Here is a 20,516-nt window from a genome sequence, read left to right as displayed (position 1 = left end):
AATCCGGGCTGGCGCGTCAAGCGGGGTTTCGCGCAGGCACTGCGGTCTCAATTGTTGGCATGGGCTTCGAGCCAGGCTTTTAGACGCTCCATGTTGGCCGAATCCTGCTTTCGGACCAGTGCCGAGCGAATATCTGCAAGGCGCACGCCCTCCAGATGTTGCCTGTAAATGCGTTCGGCAGCCCAAAACGCCGCCGCGATGCCGCACGCCTTCATACACTCTTCCGCCTTTGCCGCGCAGGGGCCGCGCTGGCGAATTTCGGTGCAGCGGAAGGCCGGCTCGCCACCATCTACCGCGTCGGCAATCTGAAGCAGGTTGATCTCTTCCGGCGCGCGAGCCAGGCGATAGCCGCCCGAAGCGCCGCGCGCTGAGGTGACAATCCCCGCCCGCGCCAGCGCCTGCATATGCTTGGCAAGATAAGCGGGCGGCACGTCATGAAAGGCCGCTATTGCCGCAGCTGGCAGGCCTGCTCCGTCTGGCAGAGCCGACAACAGCAAGCAGGCATGGGCCGCCCACTCTACCCCTTCTCCCATCCTCATCGGTGAATCCTCCTGCGATTATCATTGCGGATATTTCTCATCCGGTATATATCGGATATATAATGTCCGAATAAAGGAAACCCTTCATGGTCCCGCATGCAATTGTCATTGGCGCAGGTCTCGCCGGCCTGATTGCCGCACATGATCTCGCCGCCGCCGGCACCTCTGTAACCTTGCTTGAATCCACCGCACACTTCGGCGGCCGCGCCCAGACAAAGCGAGAGGGTGGCTTCGCGCTGAACCAGGGCCCTCACGCGCTCTATCTGGCCGGCAGCTTCCGGCAAGCACTGGACCGGATTGGTGTCCCCTATGCGGGCGAGCCCCGCGAGATCACCCGCAAAGCATTGCGCGGCGGGAAGCTGCATACACTTCCCTTCAGCGCAGCGTCGCTGATGCGAACCAGCCTTTTCGACATGGCCGACAAAGCAAGCTTTCCAAAGTTGATGGACCAGATACGCACTGCCGGGACGCCACCCGGCTCATTCGCGCAGTGGGCTGATTCGCTGCGCCTGCGCCCGAATGTGCGCGAGGCGCTTTCGGCATTGCTGCGCCTGTCGAGCTACGCACACGCCGAACAGGAGCTTCCCGCTGCGGCGGGCCTTGCACAGGTTCGCCTGGCGCTCACGGACACACTTTATGTCAACGATGGCTGGCAGAGTCTCGTCGACGGCCTTCTTGAAAAAGCCGCCGCCGCAGGCGCCACCATCCGGGCCTCTTCACCCGTCACAAGGCTGGAACGATCCGGCGAGGTTTGGGCCGTGACCCTGGCAAACGGCGAGACGCTCTCTGCCGAGGGCATCATTCTCGCCTGCGCGCCGGACTCTGCCGCTCAACTTACGGGCCAGCCGGGCCGATATGCCAATCTGCGAAGCTGCCGTGCGAATACCCTGGATCTTGCCCTGAGCCACCGCCCTCAAGACGCGCATGATTTCGTACTCGGCATCGACAAGCCCCTGTACGCTTCCATCCACTCTGCAACGGCGCGGCTTGCTCCACCCGGCGGCGTCCTGGTCCATTTCGCGCGTTACCTCGCTCCAGACGAGGCGCCGGGCGCCGATGCCATCACCGAACTTGAAGCCCTCGCAGATATAGCCGTGCCAGGCTGGCGGGAGATCATTGTGCGTCGCCAGCGCTTGATTGCCATGCCGGTCGTTCACGCCTTGCCGACCCTCGCGGTGCCGCGGCCGGATATTACAATACCTGACATGCCAGGGGTCTACCTGGCCGGTGACTGGGTGGGCGAGGAAGGCATGTTGTCTGATACAGCCGCCGCCAGCGCTGCTAATGCGGCGCGCAACCTGCTCTCATATCTGGGTTAGGTTAGGCTGCCATAACCTTGTCTACCTCTTCCACGATTTCGCGGAGGTGGAAGGGCTTGGAGAGAACCTTGGCGCCTGCCGGTGTCGGCGAGCCAGAGGAGAGGGCAACGGCGGCAAAGCCGGTGATGAAAACGATCTTCATCGCCGGATCGAGTTCCGCGCCACGGCGCGCAAGCTCGATCCCGTCGAGGCCCGGCATCACGATGTCGGTGAGCAGCAGATCGAACACTTCACGTTCAAGCGCCTGGAGCGCTGTTTCGCCGTCCGCATAGTCCTGAATATCGTGCCCTGCCCTGCGCAGCGCCGAAGCCAGGAAGGTGCGCATCGAATCATCATCTTCAGCGAGCAGGATTTTGGTCACGCAGGGTCCCCTGTGATGTGATTCATACATTTAACACATTAAGCCTACCGATGGTAAATCGGCGGTGAACACGAAGGCTTGCAAGACTGGCACCACACGCCGACACTGAAAAGCCTTGACCTTGCGAACGATTTTCAAACCATTGCGCAGATGCCCGATACGTCGCCCATCCTAACGATTGATGAAGGACCGCCCATCGAGCCGCCTGAGCTCGATGCCCCCTTCCTGTTGTCCGAGCCTCAAATTGACGCCGCCCCGATCGTTTTTGCAAGTCCGCATTCGGGCAACCACTATCCTGAAGAAATGGTCTCTGCGCTTTGCGTCCCCTTGATGGATGTCCGCAGAACGGAAGACGCCTTCGTGGACGAGCTGTTTTCAAACGCCCCTCACCATGGCGGAACCCTGCTCGCAGCGCGGTTTGGGCGGTCAGTCGTTGACCTCAACCGCGATCCCCACGAACTCGATCCCGCCATGTTTCATGACGGCCCACCTCGGGCCTGCGCCCTGCCCACGCCGCGCGTTGAAGCAGGTCTTGGCTGCTTGCCCAGGGTCGGCGCGCGGGGCGAAGCGATTTACAGCCGGCTCCTGTACAAGGCGGAGGGAGAACGACGCCTGTCGGGTATCCATGATGTCTATCATGGCCAGCTATCGGGCCTGCTCGACGCGCAGCGAACCCGGCATGGCCGGGCATTGCTCGTGGATTGCCACTCGATGCCATCGGTACAGCCTGGCCGGCGCAATTTGACCGACATTGTCCTGGGCGATCGCTTCGGATCAAGCAGTGATGCCCGCTTGGTAAACCGTCTGGAGCGGGTTTTCCGCAATCACGGGCTGACTGTGGCGCGCAACGCACCCTATGCCGGGGGATATACCACCCGGCGCTATGGCCGCCCGAAACGCGGCATTCATGCCATTCAGATCGAAATCAATCGCGGCCTCTATATGGACGAGCAGGCAATTACCCGCGCTGGCGGCTTTTCGGCCCTTCGCCCGATCATGGACGCCGTCATCGTCGAGATGATTGCCGCCATCCGTGAGCTAACCGAGCGATAGCAACTCCCTGACCGGAAAGAAAAAAGGCCGCGCCCTCAGGCGCGGCCAAAGTCAAAGGGAGGAAACGCCAGAGGCGTCTGCACCGAAGTGCAAGGTCAGATTATGTTGCGATGCACAAACGACCAAGAACCTATTCGCCGCACCCCTGCCACCCCCTCTTTTCTGCCCAATGTTCGGGCAGTTTCGGCGTCCCGGCACGGCATTTGCGTAGAAACTGCGCGAATATCCTGTTTTGGGACTGATTGGTGGTCCCGCCAGAATGGAGAGGGATCATGGCTGACGAAACTGACCTGCACGTTGGCAAGCGCCTGCGCCGCCGCCGCCGCCTGCTTGGCATGACACAGCAGGATCTGGCGTCCCAGGTGGGCGTGCGCTTCCAGCAAATCCAGAAATACGAGTGTGGCGCAAACCGCATCACCGCCTCGCGCCTGTATGATCTGGCTCGGGCAATGAATGTGTCCGTCCAGTACTTCTATGATGGCATGGTTGTGCCCGGCACCGTGCCAAACGCGGCCAATGACGCCGAACAGATGGAAGGCGACATCCTCTCCCAGAAGGAAACCCTGGAGCTGGTGCGTGCGTACTACCGCCTGAGCGAGCGCCCGCGCCGCCGCCTGCTGGAGCTTGCCAAAGCCCTGGAGCAGGACACTTCCAGCACCGGCGCTGCTTGACCTGATCTCATGGGCGGGGCATCGCCTCGCCCATGACCTCTATCCGAAATATCGCAGACGACATCGCCCTCGCCCGCCGGCTCGCTGATGCCGCATGGGCCGCCATCCGCCCGCATTTCCGGAATCTGGACGCCGTCGATCATAAATCCGGCACGGAAAAATCCGGCTTCGACCCCGTGACTGAAGCAGACCGCGCCGCCGAACTGGCGATGCGCGCTCTCATTTCCACGCAGCGCCCGGATGACGGCGTCACGGGCGAGGAATTCCCGGAAACCGCCTCAACCAGCGGCTGGCGCTGGTATTTTGACCCAATCGACGGCACGCGCGCCTTCGTCGCCGGCCTGCCTGTCTGGACCACGCTCATTGCCCTCGTGAACCCCGAGGGCGTTCCGGTGATCGGCGTTATCGACCAGCCTGTGGTGGGCGAGCGCTATCTCGGCTGGCCCGGCGGCGCAGAGATGCAAACTCCAGAGGGCACGTTCCCGATCAGAGTTTCAGGCAATCCCGACCTGCGCACCGCCACCATCGCGACAACCGATCCCTTCATCTTCACCCCGCCCGAACAGGGCGCATGGAACCATCTGCGCGCCACCGCGCGGATCGCCCGCTACGGGCTTGATGCCTATGCCTACGCCCGCATTGCCGGGGGCACGCTGGATCTGGTCGCCGAGTCGGGCCTCAAGGCCTGGGATGTGGCCGCGCTTATCCCTGTTGTTCGTGGCGCGGGCGGCCTTGCTACAAACTGGCGAGGCGAACCACCAGCGCTCGGCGGGCAGATCGTCTGCGCCGCCAGCCAGGGCATTCTCGCTCAGGCGCTGCTCGCCCTGCGCCGCGCGGCAGACTGAGCGGCCTTACGGCCCCTCGACCGTATAACCCTCGTCGCGCAGCATCTTGATGACACTGTCTTCACCGGCCAGGTGGCCCGCGCCAACGGCAATCAGGATCGTGCCCGGCTGATCCAGCATGGCAGTAATCTGCGGCACCCAGCGTTCGTTCCGGTCGGTCATCATCACATCATAGATCGGCTGAGACCCCAGCATTTCCGGATTGGCCATCATCAGGCCGAGGCCGGTCACGTCCCCGTCAGCCCACTCATCCACCAGCAGGTCCAGCGCGCCTGCGCCTTCCCCGATGCCGTCCACCGTCGCCATCAGGAAGTCGACCTGCTCGCAATGGCTGAGGCCGGCCAAGCCGCCCAGCTGCTGCTGGACCGTTTCCAGATACGCAAAGTCAGCGCCCTGGGCCACGGCAGCGCGCTCAATCACCTGCTCCACGCCGGCTTCGGGATCAAACCCCTCATCCAGCATCTGCTTCACGGAGATGTTGACCGCGGCCATCCACGGCCGGTGCGGCAGTAACGCCTCGATGGGAAGCCCCACACTTTCAAGCGCCCCTTCAAGTTCCGCCGTCTCAGCGTCCGAGAGGAGGCTCGTCAGCTGCGTCCCATCGGTAAAAAACCCCTGGGTCGTGTAGAACTTCATCAACTCGCGCTGGGCTTCAGGGCTCGTTGTATCTGCCTCGAAAACCACAGTGTCCGCGCCGGCGATTGCCGCCTCGATCTCTGGCGTCTGCCACTCAAGTTCCGGGCGCAGAAGGTGGACCGTTCCCAGAAAATTGATGGTCGTATCGTCATCGCGCAGCGTCCAGAGCGCGGGCGCCCCGTCGCCACGGCTGGCGCGCGCAGCTTCCAGCGCCGCTGCCTCAAGCCCCGGCCGAACGGTGCGCATCTCTGCCCGCCGCGCAGCATCGCAGGCCTCCCCTGCCACAGCCGGGCTAGCCTCAGCGGGCGCCTCATCAATGTTTGACGGCTGGCACCCCACCAGAAAAATCAGGGCGCAGCTGGCCAGGAGAGTATCGGCAAAGGGCAGCTTCATCGTCAGCGGAGCCTTTCTGGGCAGGTCATGCAATTGCTGAAGACACCATAGAGAGCGCCGCCCCAGCCCGTCTATGCCCGGCATCAGGCAATCGCGGTTGCGCCGCCCTCAAGCTTCGCATAAATACCCCCTGCGCGGCACCCATAGCTCAGCTGGATAGAGCGTTGCCCTCCGAAGGCAAAGGTCAGAGGTTCAAATCCTCTTGGGTGCACCATGGTCCCAAAGCCCGGAAACTCGACTGAGCCAGGCGCGCCTGTTGGCGAATGTTCATCCCCAGATACCTATATTGCGACCACTGACCTGCTTAAAATCGCAGGTGGGGCGCTCATGGGGCGTAGATCAGGAGAAGTTCATGGCTGAATATTCCCGAAAGCTCGCGCATGCATTGCCGCTAGCCTTTATGCTCTCCTGCAGTTCGGCCGTTGCGCAATATGCGCCGGTTGACACAACGCCCCAGGGTCAAACAGCGACAGGCGTGATCGCGAATAAATTATCGGGCGATATTGCCGGCGGAGAAAGCGGATCAAATACCATTTCTAGCCGTTGCTTTGCGGATTCGGGCCCCGGCCCCGAGCGGCGCGCTATGGAAGCGGAGTATGCCGAACGCCTCAACGTGGCTGGCAAAGCCGACGCCGATGCCTGGCGCGAACAACATGGGCGCGACTATCGCGCACGGCTTGTTGCGGAAGGAAAATGTCCCGCGGGCGTAATAGATCAAAAATAAGCTTGGCGCCCGCGAGGAGCACCAAGCCATGAGCATTGATCGCACGTCCCCGGTTATTCTTGCTGAACAACCAGCGCCTTGCCTGCCCATTCTACCGGATCGACCCCTGTCACTTTCTGAGTGACGCGTCCCTGCGCAGTCAGAAACGTCACCTCCACAGTCACGGACTCGGCGTCCTTCAGGCCGAAATGTACGGGAACAGCGCTCTGCGCGTTATAGCCGCCTCCGGTGTGAACCAGGCGGGTCGCAAGAATGTCGCCGGCCGCGTCATACAGGCGAACTTCCGCACCCGGAACAACGCGAAGTCCCGCAGAATTCAGCACCATGACATTCAGTCCCGTCCCGGCACCGAGTTCGTTCCGGAACACGAAATGTCCGCCCTCCGGTCCGTAGCCATCCGTCAGCGAAAGATCGAGCGCGCCATCAAGATCATAGTCTACCCATATCACACCATGATCGCCGGCATTGATCGGGTGATCGAGTGGCAGGATATTGGAGAAGCCCCCCTGCCCGTCATTCAGGTACAGATAGTTGACAGGTACCTGCTCGCCGAACGGCCCCTCATATCCCACGACGAACAGGTCGAGAAATCCGTCATTGTTGAAGTCGCCCCAATCGCCGCCGACCGCATGGTCGGGGTCTGCAACTCCTGAGGCTTCGGTGACATCCTCGAACCCGCCTTCGCCGGTGTTCCGGTAGAGCTTGTTGGCGCCATAATTGATGAAATAGATGTCCAGCCGGCCATCATTGTCGAAATCTCCGACCGCGCAGCCAACGCCGCCTTCCTGCTTCGTGCGCCCGGTAGTGATTATACCGGCTTCAGAAGCCACATCGGTGAAGCCGGAAATGTCATTTTTCCAGACGGCGTCTTCAGCGCCGGACTGGTTGGCAAGGAAGAGATCAAGCCGCCCATCCAGATTATAATCGAACCAGCAAGCTCCGACCGTTGGACGCTCATCGCTTGGGCCCTCGCCCACAAATACTTCCGCAAACACACCTCCGGTGTTTTCGAACAGCTTGTTCGTACCCGCACGGTTGGCCGAATAAACATCCAGATCACCATCATTGTCATAGTCGATCCAGTTGGTCTGGCGCGCTGACCGGCCCGGAATGGTAAGGCCAAGCTCTGCGGACACATCCACAAAACCCGTCCCGGCATCGTTCCGGAAAACACGGCTCAGTTCTTCTGGAGACGTTGCGCCCGCGAGCAGGTCAGGATAGCCGTCCTCGTCATAATCACCCCAGCTCAAGCCCCGGAATTCCGGGCCCGAAACAGGCAATCCCAGCGCCTCACCCACGCTTGTGAACACCCCATCATCCTGCCTGTAAAGCCGCACAGCGCCGCCCTTCAGCGACACGGCCAGATCAAGCTGGCCATCCCGGTCAAAGTCCGCCCACACATTCGAGAGCGATCCGGCCACACCAAAAAGCTCGGGCTGGACTGATACAAAAGACAGCGCCGGGGATACCGTCTCCGCCGCTTCCGGCGCCACAGGTACATCCACCACCGGCGCGTTGCCGGGCGCCAGTTGCGGAGTTTCCGGCGCCGCCGCGCAGGCTGCCGCTATAAGCGGCAGAACCGCAGGCAAGTATTTCAGATAGTGTTTCATCTCGGTATATCCGTATTGGGACTATCGGTTGAGCGGAGTGCGCTCTGCCAGGTTGGCTTCCACCTGCTCGCGTTGCAGCCAGAGTTCGCGGTACTTTTCCTCTGACAGCATGTTGAGCTGATCGCTGTAGTGGCTCGTGCCGGGCTGCCGGGAGTTCCCATAGCTCATGAGGCCATAAGCCTTTACCGGCGTGGAAAACTCGATCATCGCCACCCAGGTCTCGCCATGGTTAGGCGTGCGCACGCCGTCTGCATTCGGGTCCGACCAGGTAATCACATGGAACGCGCCCAGGTTCCCGTATCCGCCGAGCCCCGGCACATCCACATCTTCAAGGATGAAGCGCGACACATCTCCATAGACCGGATCGATCTGACCATACTTCTCCTTGGTCGAGGCGATGGCCTGACGAAGAAGCTCGACAGAGGCCGCCGGATCTTTCAAGCCGGAGGGCGTATTGATCGGATCATCTGCCGACCAGGGCACGGCAAATCCGGACTGACCGGTCATGCGCGGGCCAGCAAACAGCTTGCCCCATTCCTCAAACAGGACCCCGGCGCGATTTTCGCTGGAGAATGTGCGATCCCATTCGGACAGCACTTTCACCGCTGCCTGCATATCCGAATCTGGATCACTCGCCGCCGCAGCCAGCAGATCGGGCAGCACCCGGTCTGCCATCAGCGCATTGGCGGAGAGCTTCAACGTTACAAGTTCGTCCAGCGTCAGGTCTTCCGCTTCTGTCATCATGCGGATCGACTCCTGCGCCCGCATGGAAAGCGGTGTGCGCGGCGCAAAGTAGGCTGGGTAGTCCTCAGGCTTGTAAGCGACCGGATAGGTCGCCTCCCAAGGCGGGTCATTGGAGTTCTGAATGAAGCCGGTTTCCGGATCTGTTACCCGCGGCAGATCTTCAAACGAATGAATGTCGGTCCACAGATATTCAGACGTGTCTCCGGGCACGAGCCCCTGCCAGAAGGCAATATCGCCTGAAGGGCGTTTGGGCGCGATGCCATTGAAAATATACTCGATATGCCCGTCCCGGTCGGCATAGGAAATATTGAACGTCGGCACCTGCAGACGGCTCATGGCAGACTGGAATTCTTCATGGCTGTCGGACGTGACCATGTCGAAATACTGCTCCAGCATTCCACCGCGATCGAGCCCTGCAACCCGCAGCGCGATGGTCTTGCCATCTGCCTTTTCAAACACGGGCCCGTGTACGGTCGACCGCACAGACACCGGCACGTCCAGCAGGGTGCCGTCATCCTGGCGCAGCTTGTAGGACGTCTCACGGACATCAAAAGGCAAAACTTCGCCGTCAAAGAGGTAGCCATTGTCCTTCAGCGTCAGCTCATAGGTCGTTGCGCCCACCATGCCGTTCACGGTGTTGGAAATACCCATCTGCTGATTGAAAGCAAACCGGATCACCGGCAGGCCGATCTGTGTGGCGCCATAGATTTCAAAGTCCGGGCCGTTGAGGTGCGCCTCATAATAAATGAAATAGCCCGTGCCCCAGGGCAGGTGCGGGTTCTGCAACAGCATCGTATTGCCGGATGCCGTTTTCGAACCGGAAATCGCCCATGTATTCGACCCCTGTTCGGAGAGGTCAGGCGGATCGCCCTCCCCTGCCACGCGGCCGGGAGACGCCACATAGACAAAATTCATCAGGCGGTGCGCATGCGCGACAACATCCACGCCGCTGACGGGCAGCACGACGCGCAGCTCCGGATCAATGGCCTCGGGATTGGCCGCAGCATAGGCATTCATGCCCTCCGCAAACGCATCAAGCTTGGCGCGGAACTCTGGCGAGTAGGCATCATACCAAAGCTGAGCCCTGCCCGGCACATCATTCTTGACCAGCCATTTGGTGGTCTCTTCATACTCCGCGCCCCAATACTCGGCACCCTTGCCACGCGCTTCTCCATAGAGCCGGAGCACCGTGTTGGCGTGGCTGGCGACCTGAGCCCAGCCATATCCATAGAAAACTGATTCCGCATCCGGACCATAAATGTGGGGAACGCCATACGTGTCCCAAAGGATTTCGGCTTCCGCCGCCGGCGGCGCTGCCTCTTCGGGCGGCGCGAGCGCCATACCTGCGTCACTGGCGCATGCCGCAAGCCCGACCTGGGCCGCGACAAGAAATGCCGCCGCAAACAGCCTGATATGTCTCATCCCTTAAATCCTCTCATTTATTCTTGTCATGACTGTCGTAAAAAGATTGGCCCGGAAGCACCTCGCCACCGGGCCAGCCCTGTCAGATCACCACTTATATATACCGCGCACGAACCATGATCCGCCCGTGAAACCAAATGGCGCAAACGTGTTGTACATGTTCGAGCCGTTGGTGGCGCCCGGAGGATTGATTTCCTGCGGGTACTCGTTGAACACGTTGTTCGCGCCAGCGAAGACACTGAGCGCCTCACTGATTTCATATCCAATCTCAATGTCCGTGATCCAGGCGGGATCGACATCATAGTCGGCGGACGGATTGGTCGCATTCAGAACGGTATACGTGCCAAATCGGGTCGTCCGGGCGTTTGCAGAGAACTTTCCAAACACCCAATCAAGACCAAGCGTGATCTTGGAGTCCGGTATGGAGTCAGTCAGCGCGCCCTGCTTGCTGCGGTCAAAAATCTCGATATCCCCAAGGGCCGAAAGCGCCGCCGGATTATCGATGATGCCCGTGATCTCGGTTGTGTTCTTGTTATACCCGGCCTTGACCGCGAAATCGCCGAGGGAGTCAGTCGGAATCGTGTAGGTGGCCACAACATCGATACCTTCCGTGCGTGTATCGATGGCATTGGTGTAATACTGGCCGCTGATCTCGGCGGGCAGCCCGTTAGCTGTCAGAATCGACTGGATCTGGTCACCGATCGTGGTGACGCCGTCCGCCGACAGACGGTTGTCGAGCGGCGAGAAGGTGGTTGTCACTGCGATCCGGTCATCCACATCGATCCGGTAGGCATCAATGGTGACAGCCAGGTTGCTCAACGGCGTCAGGGTGAGGCCGATGCTGGCATTCGTGGATGTTTCCGGAACCAGCGGCGATGACCCAAGAGCGATAGCTGCGGCCGAGTCGACCGGCAGGTTTTTCAGGAGCAGCAGCTCATTCTCACCATCGCCATCCAGATCGCGGAACTGACTGGTGGTGGAGGAATAGGCCTGCTGGGCCGGTGTCGGCGCACGGAAGCCTGTATTGTAGGATGCCCGCGCCGCTACCCAGTCGGTGAACTCGTAACGCCCGTTGACCTTGTAGATCAGCTCCTCGCCCGCATCATCATCAAAGCTTTCAAATCGCGCGGCGCCGGAAATGAACAGCTTGTCGGTCGCGCTCCAGCCCAGCTCGCCATAGGCTGACAGGTTGTTGCGCTCCACAGAGCCTGCGTCATCCGGACGGAAGCCGGGCGTTGCCTGGGAACCCGGCGTCTGCACCTGCCCCTCAAACGGCTGACCGGGAGGACGCACATAGCTGCCCGCCGCCCAGCTGGCTTCGTCGCCCTGCTCGATCTCGTATTTCTCCAGGCGATGCTGGAAACCAAACGACACCTGCAGCTCACCGGCATCGGTCAGATCATAGGCCCGCGTCGCATCAAACGAGTTGACCCATTCGGACGAAATCAGGCGGCCCACTTCAAAATGCGTCGGGCTCGCCGGCCCGAGGCTGGCATTCAGGCCATTGTCGTTTTCCCAATCGGTGATGTCGGTGCCGAAGTTGCTGGAGAGGTCCCATCCCCATTCGTCAAAGCTGCCGCGGATACCCCCTGCAACCTCAAGGTCATCTTCATAGATGGTCAGGCGCGGACTGAAACCGTTGGGATAAACTTCCGGCAGCGATGCAAGGTTATTAGGGGCACGGAACGACCAGTCGAGCACGGACGTGCGCGCGCCATAGGTGCCGAAGGCGTAGAGTTCGACGCCCTTGGTTTCATAACCGAGAGTGGCCCCGAATGTGTGCGACGTCTGCGGGAAGGCCCCGTAATTCGTGGTGACAAGGCGGTCTATGCTCGCCTCCCGCGGATCGCGCGAACCGTCGGGAAGCAGCGGATAGAGGTTCACAGAGTCGGCAATCGGCACTGCGCGGTTGGACGCATTCCGGTCCATATAGCTGTAGGACAAATGCGCAAACCCGCTGTCCCCGATCGCGTAGCCCTGGTTGACCGAGCCGGTAAGGAATTCGCCGTCGGAGCGGTCCATATTCTCGCCGAAGCTGACAGATGCCTCGCCGCCTTCGGGCGCATCTTTGAGAATGATGTTGATCACGCCGGCAATGGCGTCAGAGCCATACTGCGCCGCGGCGCCATCGCGCAGCACTTCAATCCGCGCAATCGCCGAGGACGGGATCATGTTCAGGTCGACACCCGCCGCACCATTATAGAGCGAGGAGACCGAGTTGATGAGCGCGGTCTTGTGCCGGCGCTTGCCGTTGACGAGCACCAGCGTGTGGTCCGGGTTCAGGCCGCGTAAGCCGCCCGTAGCGATCACGGTGGCTGTGCCGCCGCCTGCACGGGTGGGCAGGTTGAAGGAGGGAACGAGATACCGCAGGGACTCAAACACCCCGGTCGGGCTCCCCTGCTGGATGTCTTCAGCCGAGAACACATCGATAGGCGTCGGGCTGTCGATCACCGAGCGCGGCGCGCCGCGCACACCGGTCACGATAACCGTTTCCTGAATGCTGGGAGACTCTTCTTCTGCCGGGCTAGTCGCGGGGGCTGGAGCTGGCTGGGGCGCGGCTGTTGTCGCCTGAGCCAGCACTAAAGGGCCCGCTGGTCCCCGGCCCTCCTCAACCCATGTCCGTTTCAGCGTCAGCGCGCCATTCTTATGCGATTGCGCTGTCAGCCCGGTCCCGGACAGAAGGCTGTTGAGCGCCTGCTCCGGCGCCAGAACGCCCTGCACCCGCGCAGAAGTCTTGCCTTCGACAAGCTCCTCAGGCGCCACGATGACAAGGTGAGACTGTTCTGAATACTTCACCAGCGCCTTGGCGAGGGACTGGGACTCGATTTCAAAGGTCGCCGGCGAGCTGGCGATAACCTGGGCAGACCCCGTCGCGAACTGAAGCGCGGTCATTGAGACCGCCCCCGCGAGACTTGCCCGGAGAATTGGATGAAGCGTCTTGCGCATGACTTGTAACCCCGAAGTGACTGCCTGGTTGAAACGGCCAGACTTCCCCGCTGCGTGGGTGCCCTGGAAGCGGCCCACATAAATGAGGACGAGCGCGCGCCACGAATTATCCAAAATAAATGACATCCTGCGTCGATTGTTTCTCACCTACCCCCATGGATGCGTATGTATTGGGCAGCATTGATCCAACTTTTGAGCGCTGCCGGGTTTGGCCACACGCCGCGCCACCCTCATCCCGGAAAATCTAGGGACGGCTCAAACGGACCCGGTCCGGCTCAGAATAATCTGCATACAGATCATATGTGACCTCAAGGCCGAGAATGAACTGATCGATTTTTTCGACACTGAAAGCCGCCGTCATCCGCAGGTCTGCGATGCCCTCCCCCTCAAAAACAATCTGTCGGGGGCTGTATCTGTTGGCATCGGCGACAATCTCGCCCAGGCTGGCATTCTCGTAAGTCAGCCAGCCCCGGCGCCAGGGCGCGGCCTCGGCTGGTTCTATCTCACCGATGGTTTTTTCGCCGGACCCGATGCGTGCCACCACTTCATCGCCCGCGCGCAATACGTCTTTCGCGATCCCTTCCCGCGCGGCCTCGGCCTTGCGGGGATTGTCCGCCTGAAGAACTTCGACCACGCCTTCAACTACAGCGATCCGGACGGTCTCCGGGCCTTGGCGCACATCGAACCGTGTGCCCACCACGCGGATCAGCCGATCTCCGGCCTCTACATAGAAAGGCCGGGCCGGATCGGGCGCTACGTCGAAGAATGCCTCGCCCTCATAGAGTTTCACGATCCGCATTTTGTCGGTGAATGTGGGCTCGATGCGTGAGCGCGCGCCGAGGGTCACGACGCTGCCATCGGCCAGCTGGACATCCCGAATCTCCGCAATGGTTGTTTCATAACCCGGCACCATTGCGGGCGACGCGTCTTGAAACGTCCGCCCTGCGCCGAAGACGGTGATGCCGCCACCAACCAGAGCGATCATCATGACGAACGCAGCAACCCGCTGGCTGGACCGGCGGGGCACCTTGGCCGCAATTACACCCGGCGCCGCGCGGGTTCCCTCAAAAAGCCCTACCTCACCGAGTTCCGGAATGAGCACCAGATCGCTCATCAGCTTCTCGTAACGGCGGAACGCATGGACATGCGCCGCGTCTGCCGCGAGCCAGGCGTCAAACTCCGCAATCTTGTCGGGCTTTGCATCGCCCGAATGCAGATACACCGCCCAGCTGCGGGCTGCCGCGTCGATCCGGTCCCCCTTACCGTTGTCCTGCTTCACGTCAGATTGCCCAATCCTGGCCGGTTGTCTTCGTTTAACGTTTCAACGCGGATGCAAGCGAAGCGAGTGCCGCCTCCATCTGCCGGTAGACATCTCCATACGACCAGCCCGTCTCCGCAACAATCTGCTGGTAGGTATATCCGTGATGCCTGTGAAGACTGAGCACCACTTTCTGCTTGTGGGGCAACGTGTCGATGGCACGCTTCACGATCTCCAGGCGCTCCATGTCAATCAGGGCCCGCTCGGGCGAAATGTCGTTATGGGGAGCGTTGATCAGCTCCGCCTGGATCGTGCGCGCATAAGCCATGTGGCGTCCATTCCGGCGCTTGTGGTCAAGAATGATGTTTCGCGCCGTCACCAGCAGCAGGGCGCGCGGATTGCGTACCTGTTCGGGGTCTCCCAGCTCGGCAAAGCGCGCAAACGCGGCCTGCGCGACATCTTCAGGTTCCGGCGGTCCCGAACCGAATGCCCGGCGCAGCTGACGGCAAAGGTCTTTCCAATAGCTGCGGTAAAGTTCTTCAAAGGCCAGCGTATTTGACCGGCCGGCCATCGGCGGGCCAGGCGGCCCGCTCTGATCCAGGGGAAAGGATCTCAATGGTGTATCGCTCACGTCCAGCTCGTCCCTGCTCAATCCGTCCCGAAAGTTGCGGCCCTTACCTTCCGGCACAAGGCAACACCCTAAATATACCCTTTGAACCTGCCTTCTGCGCACTAAGGAGGCAACCGGTAATCCAATTGCCTGCATTCCCGCTCAAGCGTGCGGGGGCAAATCGCCTTGCGGGCCATTGGCCCCACCACCTTTCCCTCTTAGGATCGCACCAGATAAACCGGGAAGGAAACATCATGGACCTGGGTCTCAAGGGAAAGAACGCCATCATCCTCGGCGGCACACGCGGTATCGGGCGCGCGATCGCCGACACGCTCGCGAAAGAAGGTACAAATGTCGCCGTCTGCGCGCGCAATACCGATCAGGTTGCCGCCGCCGTGGCAGACCTCAAAGCACTCGGCGTAAATGCCACCGGCGCATCCGTGGATGTCACCGATGGCCCGGCCCTCAAGAAATGGATCGCCGATGCAGCCGGCACGCTGGGCGGCCTGGACATCCTAATCTCCAATGCCGGCGCCATGGCGCAGGGCAATGACGTCGCCGCCTGGGAGCAGAACTTCCAGCTCGACGTGCTCGCCGCCGTCAACGCATTTGAGGCAGCCCAGCCCCTCCTCGGCAAGGCCGCCGCGACCAACGGCGACGCCGCTTTCGTCATTATTTCATCGATCTCCGCAGCGCAGGCAGACCGGGGCGACTCCTATGGCCCCATAAAGGCAGCGCTGATCCATATGGCCAAGGGTCTCGCCCGTCAGCACGCCAAAGCCGGCATTCGCGTCAACGTCGTCTCTCCTGGCATGGTGTTCTTCGAGGGCGGCGTCTGGCACACGGTCAAGACGAATGCGCCGGACTTCTTTGAGCAGGCCAATGCGCGCAATCCCACGGGCCGCTGCGCCACACCGCAGGAGATTGCCAATGCCGCCGTCTTCCTCGCCAGCCCGGCCTCAAGCTACACGACCGGGGCAAATCTCATCGTTGACGGCGCTGTCTCCAACCGCGTGAACTTCTGACCGGAAGAAAAGGCGCCTGAACCGCGCGCCCCGGAACTCGTTTCCAGCACGCGCGGCTCAGGCGGCCATTCAGTTGCCCGCCAAATGCGACCGGCGTTTGAACGTCAGCGTTGTTTCTTCAACCGGCCGGCCGGACATGTCTTCCGGCGTGGAATACACCCTTACCGTCATGGCCTCTTCATCAAGCCCGACATGCATGAAGCCCCAGAGCGCGCCCCTGGAAAACGGATTGGCGAGTCCGGGATTGGCGGCCAGCTGATTTGCCATGAATTTCGGGTGCAAGGGGCGATATTTCGAGCCCGCGCCCGAAACCAGCGCCGGCAGCGCAGGCGCGCCCGAAACGCCTTCACTGCAGCAATCATCCGTATACACTTCCATCATGTGATCATCACCGGATACATACGCGTCCGCATATTTGCAGATTGAGTTCATGTAGAGCGCCCGCAGCGAATGGGCCTTCTCATACTTGCTGCCCCCGCCCGACCAGACGGCATGATGGCCGATGACAATCTTCCAGTGCGCGTCAGACGCCCGGAGCGACTCCTCCAGCCATTGCACCATCTGCTTCTCGCCTTCGGTCGCCGGTTTGACGAAATCGTCCCAGGTTTCCATTTCCCCGGTGCGGATCTCGCGCCCTTCTGTATCCAGATGGTCGGTGTGAACCTCGGTGCTGGCCAGAAGCATTTCGGTATCGATGACGAATATCTCGACGAAGCCCTCCATACCGGCCGGCACGGCGCGATAGAAAAAGTCCGGCATCGTGAAATTCGGATGTTGCTGAAGATATGCCATCTGCGCGACGGTCGCCTCGCGCGACACACGCCAGTCATGATTGCCCATCATCGCATAGATCGTGAAATCCTCGACGCCCTCCCCCAGCTTGCCATAGGGGCGATCCAGCATGTCGTAAAAACGGCGGGCATCGGAAATACCGTCCGCGCCCAGCGTCGCGCCATCGGGATAGATATTGTCGCCGACCATCGTGGCAAAATCACATCCAAGCGTGCGACAGACCTCATCGGCCGCAAACGCCACCGGATACATGCCACTCGCATCGGTATACCCGCCAAGCGCCGATTCAAACACCCACGGCGTCGGCCGGAAACCCGTCATATCGGGATTGCGTTCCAGCCAGTCTTCCGCCTGCGCCGCAAGATAGTCACTCAATGTCCGGTGGGGCACCTCATCTTCATCAAGGCGCTCATAGGATGGGATATATCCGGTATCGCCCACAACGGCGAAGCTGGCACTGCGCCCCTCGGCATGGGCAGGCCCGGAATGCGCGCAGCCCGTCAGGCTCAACGCGGCAAGCGCCATCAGCAAGTTTCTGACCATATGTTTCATCCCATCGGTTAAGCCGGGCAATTCACCCGCATGGAAAGCAAATGGCCCCGGCGCGCTGCCGGGGCCATTGTCTCTGGTATCAGAAGTTGGCCTTGAAGCCGAACTTCGCCGTCCAGCTGTATTCTTCATACTGAAGAAGCCGGTCGCGGCCAGGTCCGGTCTGATAAGCCGTATAGGTGGCGTCGTTCAGGTTCACGAGCTCGGCAAACACCTGGAAGTTCTCGGTGAAGCGATACTTCGCAGAGGCATCTATCTGGAAGTGTGGCTCCACATAACGATCCCCCTCCGCGTCGCTGCCCAGCTCATCAAGATAAGACGACCGGCCGGCGCCGGAAAGACGCAGGCTCACCGGGCCTTTGTCATAGCCGATCACGATATTGTAGGTGTGCTCAGAGGATGTCGGCAGCGGAATGGCGCGCAGGCCGTCTTCGGTCTGCACTTCTGCTTCGGTGTCTGTGTAGGTGTAGTTCACGTTCGCAATCAGGCCGTCGAAGGGCGCGGGAAGCATGGTGAAGGCCTGGCCGTAGGAAAGCTCGATACCGCGAACTTCAGCCGACTCTCCGTTCAGCGGGATAACCGCTTCGTTATAGTCGATGCCATTGAACGTACCGGGATCATCAAACACGACATCGACGATGTAATCGTCAATCTTCTTGTAGAAGACACCGCCCTGGATCACCGCCTCAGGCGAGAAATAGTATTCCAGTGTCGCATCGAAGTTGGTTGCGCGGTAAGGATCAAGCTCGGGGTTGCCGAACTCGCCTTCCCGCTCACCCTCATCATTCTCTTCGATGATGAAGCGCGGTGCAAACTTGCCGAAGCTCGGACGGATGATCGACTGGAACGCGCCGAAACGGGCAACGATCTTGTCGGTCACGTCATAGCGAACGTTCACGCTTGGCAGCACATCCGTATAGTCGTTGCTGTAGGAAACCGGCGTGATGAAAAGCGTGTCTTCTTCGAGCGTCACGCCGCCAAATTCGCCGCCTTCTTCAATCAGCTCAGCCCGGCTGCCGCTGGTATTGGTCTTCGTCTGCTCGACGCGGACGCCGCCGATTACCCGCAGGGGCCCGGTCTGGTACTTGCCCATCAGGTAGCCGGCGAGGATTTCCTCATCGGCTTCATAGCTTTCGACCGTGGACGCAAATTCGGACTCCAGCGCGTCGCGCTCGAACGGGCCGATATTCGCCGGAACCGTCAGGGCACGGACGCGCGACAGGCTCGGGACAACACCAATGTCGACCAGCCCGTAGGTCGCAGAACCGGCAACGTCTGCCAGCGTCAGATCACCGTCATAGCCGTCAAAAATGTCAAACTCGAAGTCGAGTGACTTGTCACGTTGACGGAATTTTGCGCCGGACTTGACCTCAAACGTGCCATTGTTCAGGGCAAATTCGCGGGCCACGTCAAACTTGAAAGAGGCTTCGGTGTCCTTGGCGTCTTCGCTCGTCGTGCGCTCAAGCGCATCGAACTCGTAGGCGGTCGGATCATTAAACCCGCCGGCGCCGAAATCGACATTGAACATCGGCAGCTTCATGTCCGAATAATCAAATGTCAGCCCCAGGGCGCCGTCACCTTCAAAATCCTGGCGGAAGATGATCGGGTCAATCGAGCCGTTTTCGGTCTGGTCGGCTTCGGAATAGGCCGCATCATAGGTCAGCGTCCAGGGACCGGTGATCGTCTTGCCGCCGGCAGAGATGGTCCGCACGGTCTGGATTTCGCGGCGGTCCTTCAGGTCGCGCTCAACGGTGATCTCTTCATCCGCAGAGTCGAACGAGGCCGAGGTATCGGTGCCGGAGCTTGCTTCGCCCAGGCCGAATACGAGGCGGGTGCGCAGTTCGGTATCGTCAAACTTCGAATAAAGACCGCGGACGTACAGATCCGTATTATCGCTGGCCCGGAAATCGAGCCCGAGCGTGAAGCCATACCGCTCGCGGCGAACGTCATAGTCCCGGTACTCGACATCCTCGGCATAAACGAGGCCATCATCGGTCTCCGACCAGCCATCCATTTCGACGTTGTCGGTCGAGAACTCGCGATCATAATAGCTGAAACCACCCGACAGGCCGAGATTGTCGCCGATCAGCTTGATGAAGTCGACCGAGCCTTTCGGCGATGTCTTCTCGTTGAGATCATTGTACGATCCTTCATAAGAGATCGAGAAGAGGTCTTTCTTCCGGTCAAAAGCGCTGGTCGTGTTGATCTCGACCGATCCACCGATCGTGTCGGCGTCCATATCCGGGGTCAGCGACTTCTTGATCTCGATGGATTCGATCAATTCTGACGGGATGACATCCAGCGCGACCGCGCGCTCATCGCCGCCGGTTGCCAGAACGCGGTTGCCGTTGATCGAGGCGGAGTTGAGGTTCGGGTCGAGGCCGCGAACCGATACGAAGCGGCCTTCGCCCTGGTCGTTCAGAACGTTGATACCGGGGGCGCGGCGCAGCGCTTCGGCAACGTTCTGGTCCGGGAACTGACCAATAGCGTCACGGGTCAGCACGGTCTCGACCGTGTCGGAGGCGCGCTGGCGGGCAATCGAGCTCAAAAGGTTCGCCTGCTGGCCGATCACAAGGACCGTTTCCATGACGGCAGTGTCGCCGTCGCTTCCGCGCGGCGCCAGCGTAAAGGATTCCGTGGCCGTGTCGGCATCAGCAATCGTGATCACCCGCGATTGTTCTTCCGCACCCGGATAACGTACACGAAGTGTGTAGGTGCCTGCCGGCACGTTCACAAACCGGTAGGAGCCGTCCTGACCGACTTCGGCATTCTGGTTCAGTTCGACCAGGGACACTTCGGCGCCGCGCAGTGTGCGTGTGCCGGTGGAGTCGGCAACTTCACCTGAAATTGTGCCGGCGCTTGCCATGGGAACGGCAACGGCCGTCGCAAGCATGCTCGACGCGAGCAGGCGCGCCGTCAGGCCGCGGCCAAAGAGTGAGGACTGGAACATTGGGAAACCCTTCCGCTGGAATTTGAAGCGGCGGGTAACAGGGGAGTGTCTCAGACTTGCGACAGTTTT

16 protein-coding genes and 1 tRNA gene are annotated in these 20,516 nt (G+C 60.7%); 7 read left to right on the top strand and 10 right to left on the bottom strand.

The features are described from left to right. Positions 1-47 precede the first annotated feature (47 nt). Positions 48-539, bottom strand: coding sequence for an RrF2 family transcriptional regulator (locus HNE_RS01145; protein ID WP_011645263.1), 492 nt, complete (start codon positions 537-539; stop codon positions 48-50). Between the two features lie 86 nt (positions 540-625). On the opposite strand from HNE_RS01145, the gene HNE_RS01140 reads away from it, so the two are divergent. Beyond that, positions 626-1,858, top strand: coding sequence for a phytoene desaturase family protein (locus HNE_RS01140; protein ID WP_011645262.1), 1,233 nt, complete (start codon positions 626-628; stop codon positions 1,856-1,858). Position 1,859: 1 nt separating this feature from the next. Here the strand turns inward: HNE_RS01140 and cpdR are convergent, their stop codons facing one another. Next, positions 1,860-2,219: a cell cycle two-component system response regulator CpdR gene (cpdR, locus tag HNE_RS01135; protein WP_011645261.1), complete on the bottom strand. Its 360-nt coding sequence runs from the start codon at positions 2,217-2,219 to the stop codon at positions 1,860-1,862. 150 nt (positions 2,220-2,369) lie between these two features. Between cpdR and HNE_RS01130 the strand changes: the two genes are divergently transcribed. From HNE_RS01130 to HNE_RS01120, 3 genes are all read left to right on the top strand, one after another. Continuing rightward, positions 2,370-3,272 carry an N-formylglutamate amidohydrolase gene (locus tag HNE_RS01130; protein ID WP_148205775.1) on the top strand — a complete coding sequence of 301 codons (903 nt, stop codon included), beginning with the start codon at positions 2,370-2,372 and terminating at the stop codon, positions 3,270-3,272. A 272-nt stretch (positions 3,273-3,544) separates the two neighbouring features. Beyond that, on the top strand, positions 3,545-3,943 hold the full coding sequence (locus tag HNE_RS01125) for a helix-turn-helix domain-containing protein (RefSeq protein ID WP_011645259.1): 399 nt from the start codon (positions 3,545-3,547) through the stop codon (positions 3,941-3,943). A 32-nt stretch (positions 3,944-3,975) separates the two neighbouring features. Then, the gene (locus HNE_RS01120; protein ID WP_011645258.1) at positions 3,976-4,788 is read left to right on the top strand and encodes an inositol monophosphatase family protein; all 813 of its coding nucleotides are present in this window, start codon (positions 3,976-3,978) and stop codon (positions 4,786-4,788) included. A gap of 6 nt (positions 4,789-4,794) precedes the next feature. Here HNE_RS01120 and HNE_RS01115 read toward each other — a convergent pair whose 3' ends face one another. Beyond that, the gene (locus HNE_RS01115; RefSeq protein ID WP_049754982.1) at positions 4,795-5,817 is read right to left on the bottom strand and encodes a TraB/GumN family protein; all 1,023 of its coding nucleotides are present in this window, start codon (positions 5,815-5,817) and stop codon (positions 4,795-4,797) included. A 137-nt stretch (positions 5,818-5,954) separates the two neighbouring features. Here HNE_RS01115 and HNE_RS01110 point away from each other — a divergent pair. Together HNE_RS01110 and HNE_RS01105 are read left to right on the top strand one after the other, a co-directional pair. Then, positions 5,955-6,031 (top strand) — tRNA-Arg (locus tag HNE_RS01110). A gap of 138 nt (positions 6,032-6,169) precedes the next feature. Then, on the top strand, positions 6,170-6,541 hold the full coding sequence (locus HNE_RS01105; protein ID WP_011645256.1) for a hypothetical protein: 372 nt from the start codon (positions 6,170-6,172) through the stop codon (positions 6,539-6,541). A gap of 53 nt (positions 6,542-6,594) precedes the next feature. Here the strand turns inward: HNE_RS01105 and HNE_RS01100 are convergent, their stop codons facing one another. The 5 genes from HNE_RS01100 to HNE_RS01080 all read right to left on the bottom strand — a co-directional run bounded on the left by HNE_RS01100 (position 6,595) and on the right by HNE_RS01080 (position 15,152). Further along, positions 6,595-8,151: a CRTAC1 family protein gene (locus HNE_RS01100; RefSeq protein WP_011645255.1), complete on the bottom strand. Its 1,557-nt coding sequence runs from the start codon at positions 8,149-8,151 to the stop codon at positions 6,595-6,597. A gap of 21 nt (positions 8,152-8,172) precedes the next feature. Beyond that, the gene (locus tag HNE_RS01095; protein WP_011645254.1) at positions 8,173-10,317 is read right to left on the bottom strand and encodes an acylase; all 2,145 of its coding nucleotides are present in this window, start codon (positions 10,315-10,317) and stop codon (positions 8,173-8,175) included. 87 nt (positions 10,318-10,404) lie between these two features. Then, entirely contained in the window at positions 10,405-13,209 is a 2,805-nt protein-coding gene (locus tag HNE_RS01090) for a TonB-dependent receptor (protein ID WP_011645253.1), read from the bottom strand. A gap of 298 nt (positions 13,210-13,507) precedes the next feature. Then, a complete protein-coding gene (locus HNE_RS01085) occupies positions 13,508-14,542 on the bottom strand; it encodes a FecR family protein (protein WP_011645252.1) in 1,035 nt (344 codons plus the stop codon). Positions 14,543-14,576: 34 nt separating this feature from the next. Next, positions 14,577-15,152 (bottom strand): RNA polymerase sigma factor, encoded by a 576-nt coding sequence (locus tag HNE_RS01080; RefSeq protein ID WP_160162593.1) that lies wholly within the window; start codon positions 15,150-15,152, stop codon positions 14,577-14,579. 233 nt (positions 15,153-15,385) lie between these two features. Between HNE_RS01080 and HNE_RS01075 the strand changes: the two genes are divergently transcribed. Continuing rightward, positions 15,386-16,156 carry an SDR family NAD(P)-dependent oxidoreductase gene (locus HNE_RS01075; RefSeq protein WP_011645250.1) on the top strand — a complete coding sequence of 257 codons (771 nt, stop codon included), beginning with the start codon at positions 15,386-15,388 and terminating at the stop codon, positions 16,154-16,156. A gap of 69 nt (positions 16,157-16,225) precedes the next feature. Here HNE_RS01075 and HNE_RS01070 read toward each other — a convergent pair whose 3' ends face one another. After that, positions 16,226-17,500 (bottom strand): metallophosphoesterase, encoded by a 1,275-nt coding sequence (locus tag HNE_RS01070; RefSeq protein WP_035590746.1) that lies wholly within the window; start codon positions 17,498-17,500, stop codon positions 16,226-16,228. A 79-nt stretch (positions 17,501-17,579) separates the two neighbouring features. After that, entirely contained in the window at positions 17,580-20,447 is a 2,868-nt protein-coding gene (locus HNE_RS01065; protein ID WP_011645248.1) for a TonB-dependent receptor, read from the bottom strand. Between the last annotated feature and the right edge of the window lie 69 nt (positions 20,448-20,516).

This window comes from Hyphomonas neptunium ATCC 15444 (assembly GCF_000013025.1).
Lineage (GTDB): Bacteria > Pseudomonadota > Alphaproteobacteria > Caulobacterales > Hyphomonadaceae > Hyphomonas > Hyphomonas neptunia.
This window is presented reverse-complemented; position numbering and strand designations above follow the sequence as displayed.

Excerpts from the sequence above, each read along its gene's own strand:
- HNE_RS01145 (WP_011645263.1), bottom strand. The coding sequence starts at position 539 with ATGAGGATGGGAGAAGGGGTAGAGTGGGCGGCCCATGCCTGCTTGCTG.
- HNE_RS01140 (WP_011645262.1), top strand. The coding sequence starts at position 626 with ATGGTCCCGCATGCAATTGTCATTGGCGCAGGTCTCGCCGGCCTGATT.
- HNE_RS01130 (WP_148205775.1), top strand. The coding sequence starts at position 2,370 with ATGCCCGATACGTCGCCCATCCTAACGATTGATGAAGGACCGCCCATC.
- HNE_RS01125 (WP_011645259.1), top strand. The coding sequence starts at position 3,545 with ATGGCTGACGAAACTGACCTGCACGTTGGCAAGCGCCTGCGCCGCCGC.
- HNE_RS01120 (WP_011645258.1), top strand. The coding sequence starts at position 3,976 with ATGACCTCTATCCGAAATATCGCAGACGACATCGCCCTCGCCCGCCGG.
- HNE_RS01115 (WP_049754982.1), bottom strand. The coding sequence starts at position 5,817 with ATGAAGCTGCCCTTTGCCGATACTCTCCTGGCCAGCTGCGCCCTGATT.
- HNE_RS01105 (WP_011645256.1), top strand. The coding sequence starts at position 6,170 with ATGGCTGAATATTCCCGAAAGCTCGCGCATGCATTGCCGCTAGCCTTT.
- HNE_RS01100 (WP_011645255.1), bottom strand. The coding sequence starts at position 8,151 with ATGAAACACTATCTGAAATACTTGCCTGCGGTTCTGCCGCTTATAGCG.
- HNE_RS01095 (WP_011645254.1), bottom strand. The coding sequence starts at position 10,317 with ATGAGACATATCAGGCTGTTTGCGGCGGCATTTCTTGTCGCGGCCCAG.
- HNE_RS01090 (WP_011645253.1), bottom strand. The coding sequence starts at position 13,209 with ATGACCGCGCTTCAGTTCGCGACGGGGTCTGCCCAGGTTATCGCCAGC.
- HNE_RS01075 (WP_011645250.1), top strand. The coding sequence starts at position 15,386 with ATGGACCTGGGTCTCAAGGGAAAGAACGCCATCATCCTCGGCGGCACA.
- HNE_RS01070 (WP_035590746.1), bottom strand. The coding sequence starts at position 17,500 with ATGAAACATATGGTCAGAAACTTGCTGATGGCGCTTGCCGCGTTGAGC.
- HNE_RS01065 (WP_011645248.1), bottom strand. The coding sequence starts at position 20,447 with ATGTTCCAGTCCTCACTCTTTGGCCGCGGCCTGACGGCGCGCCTGCTC.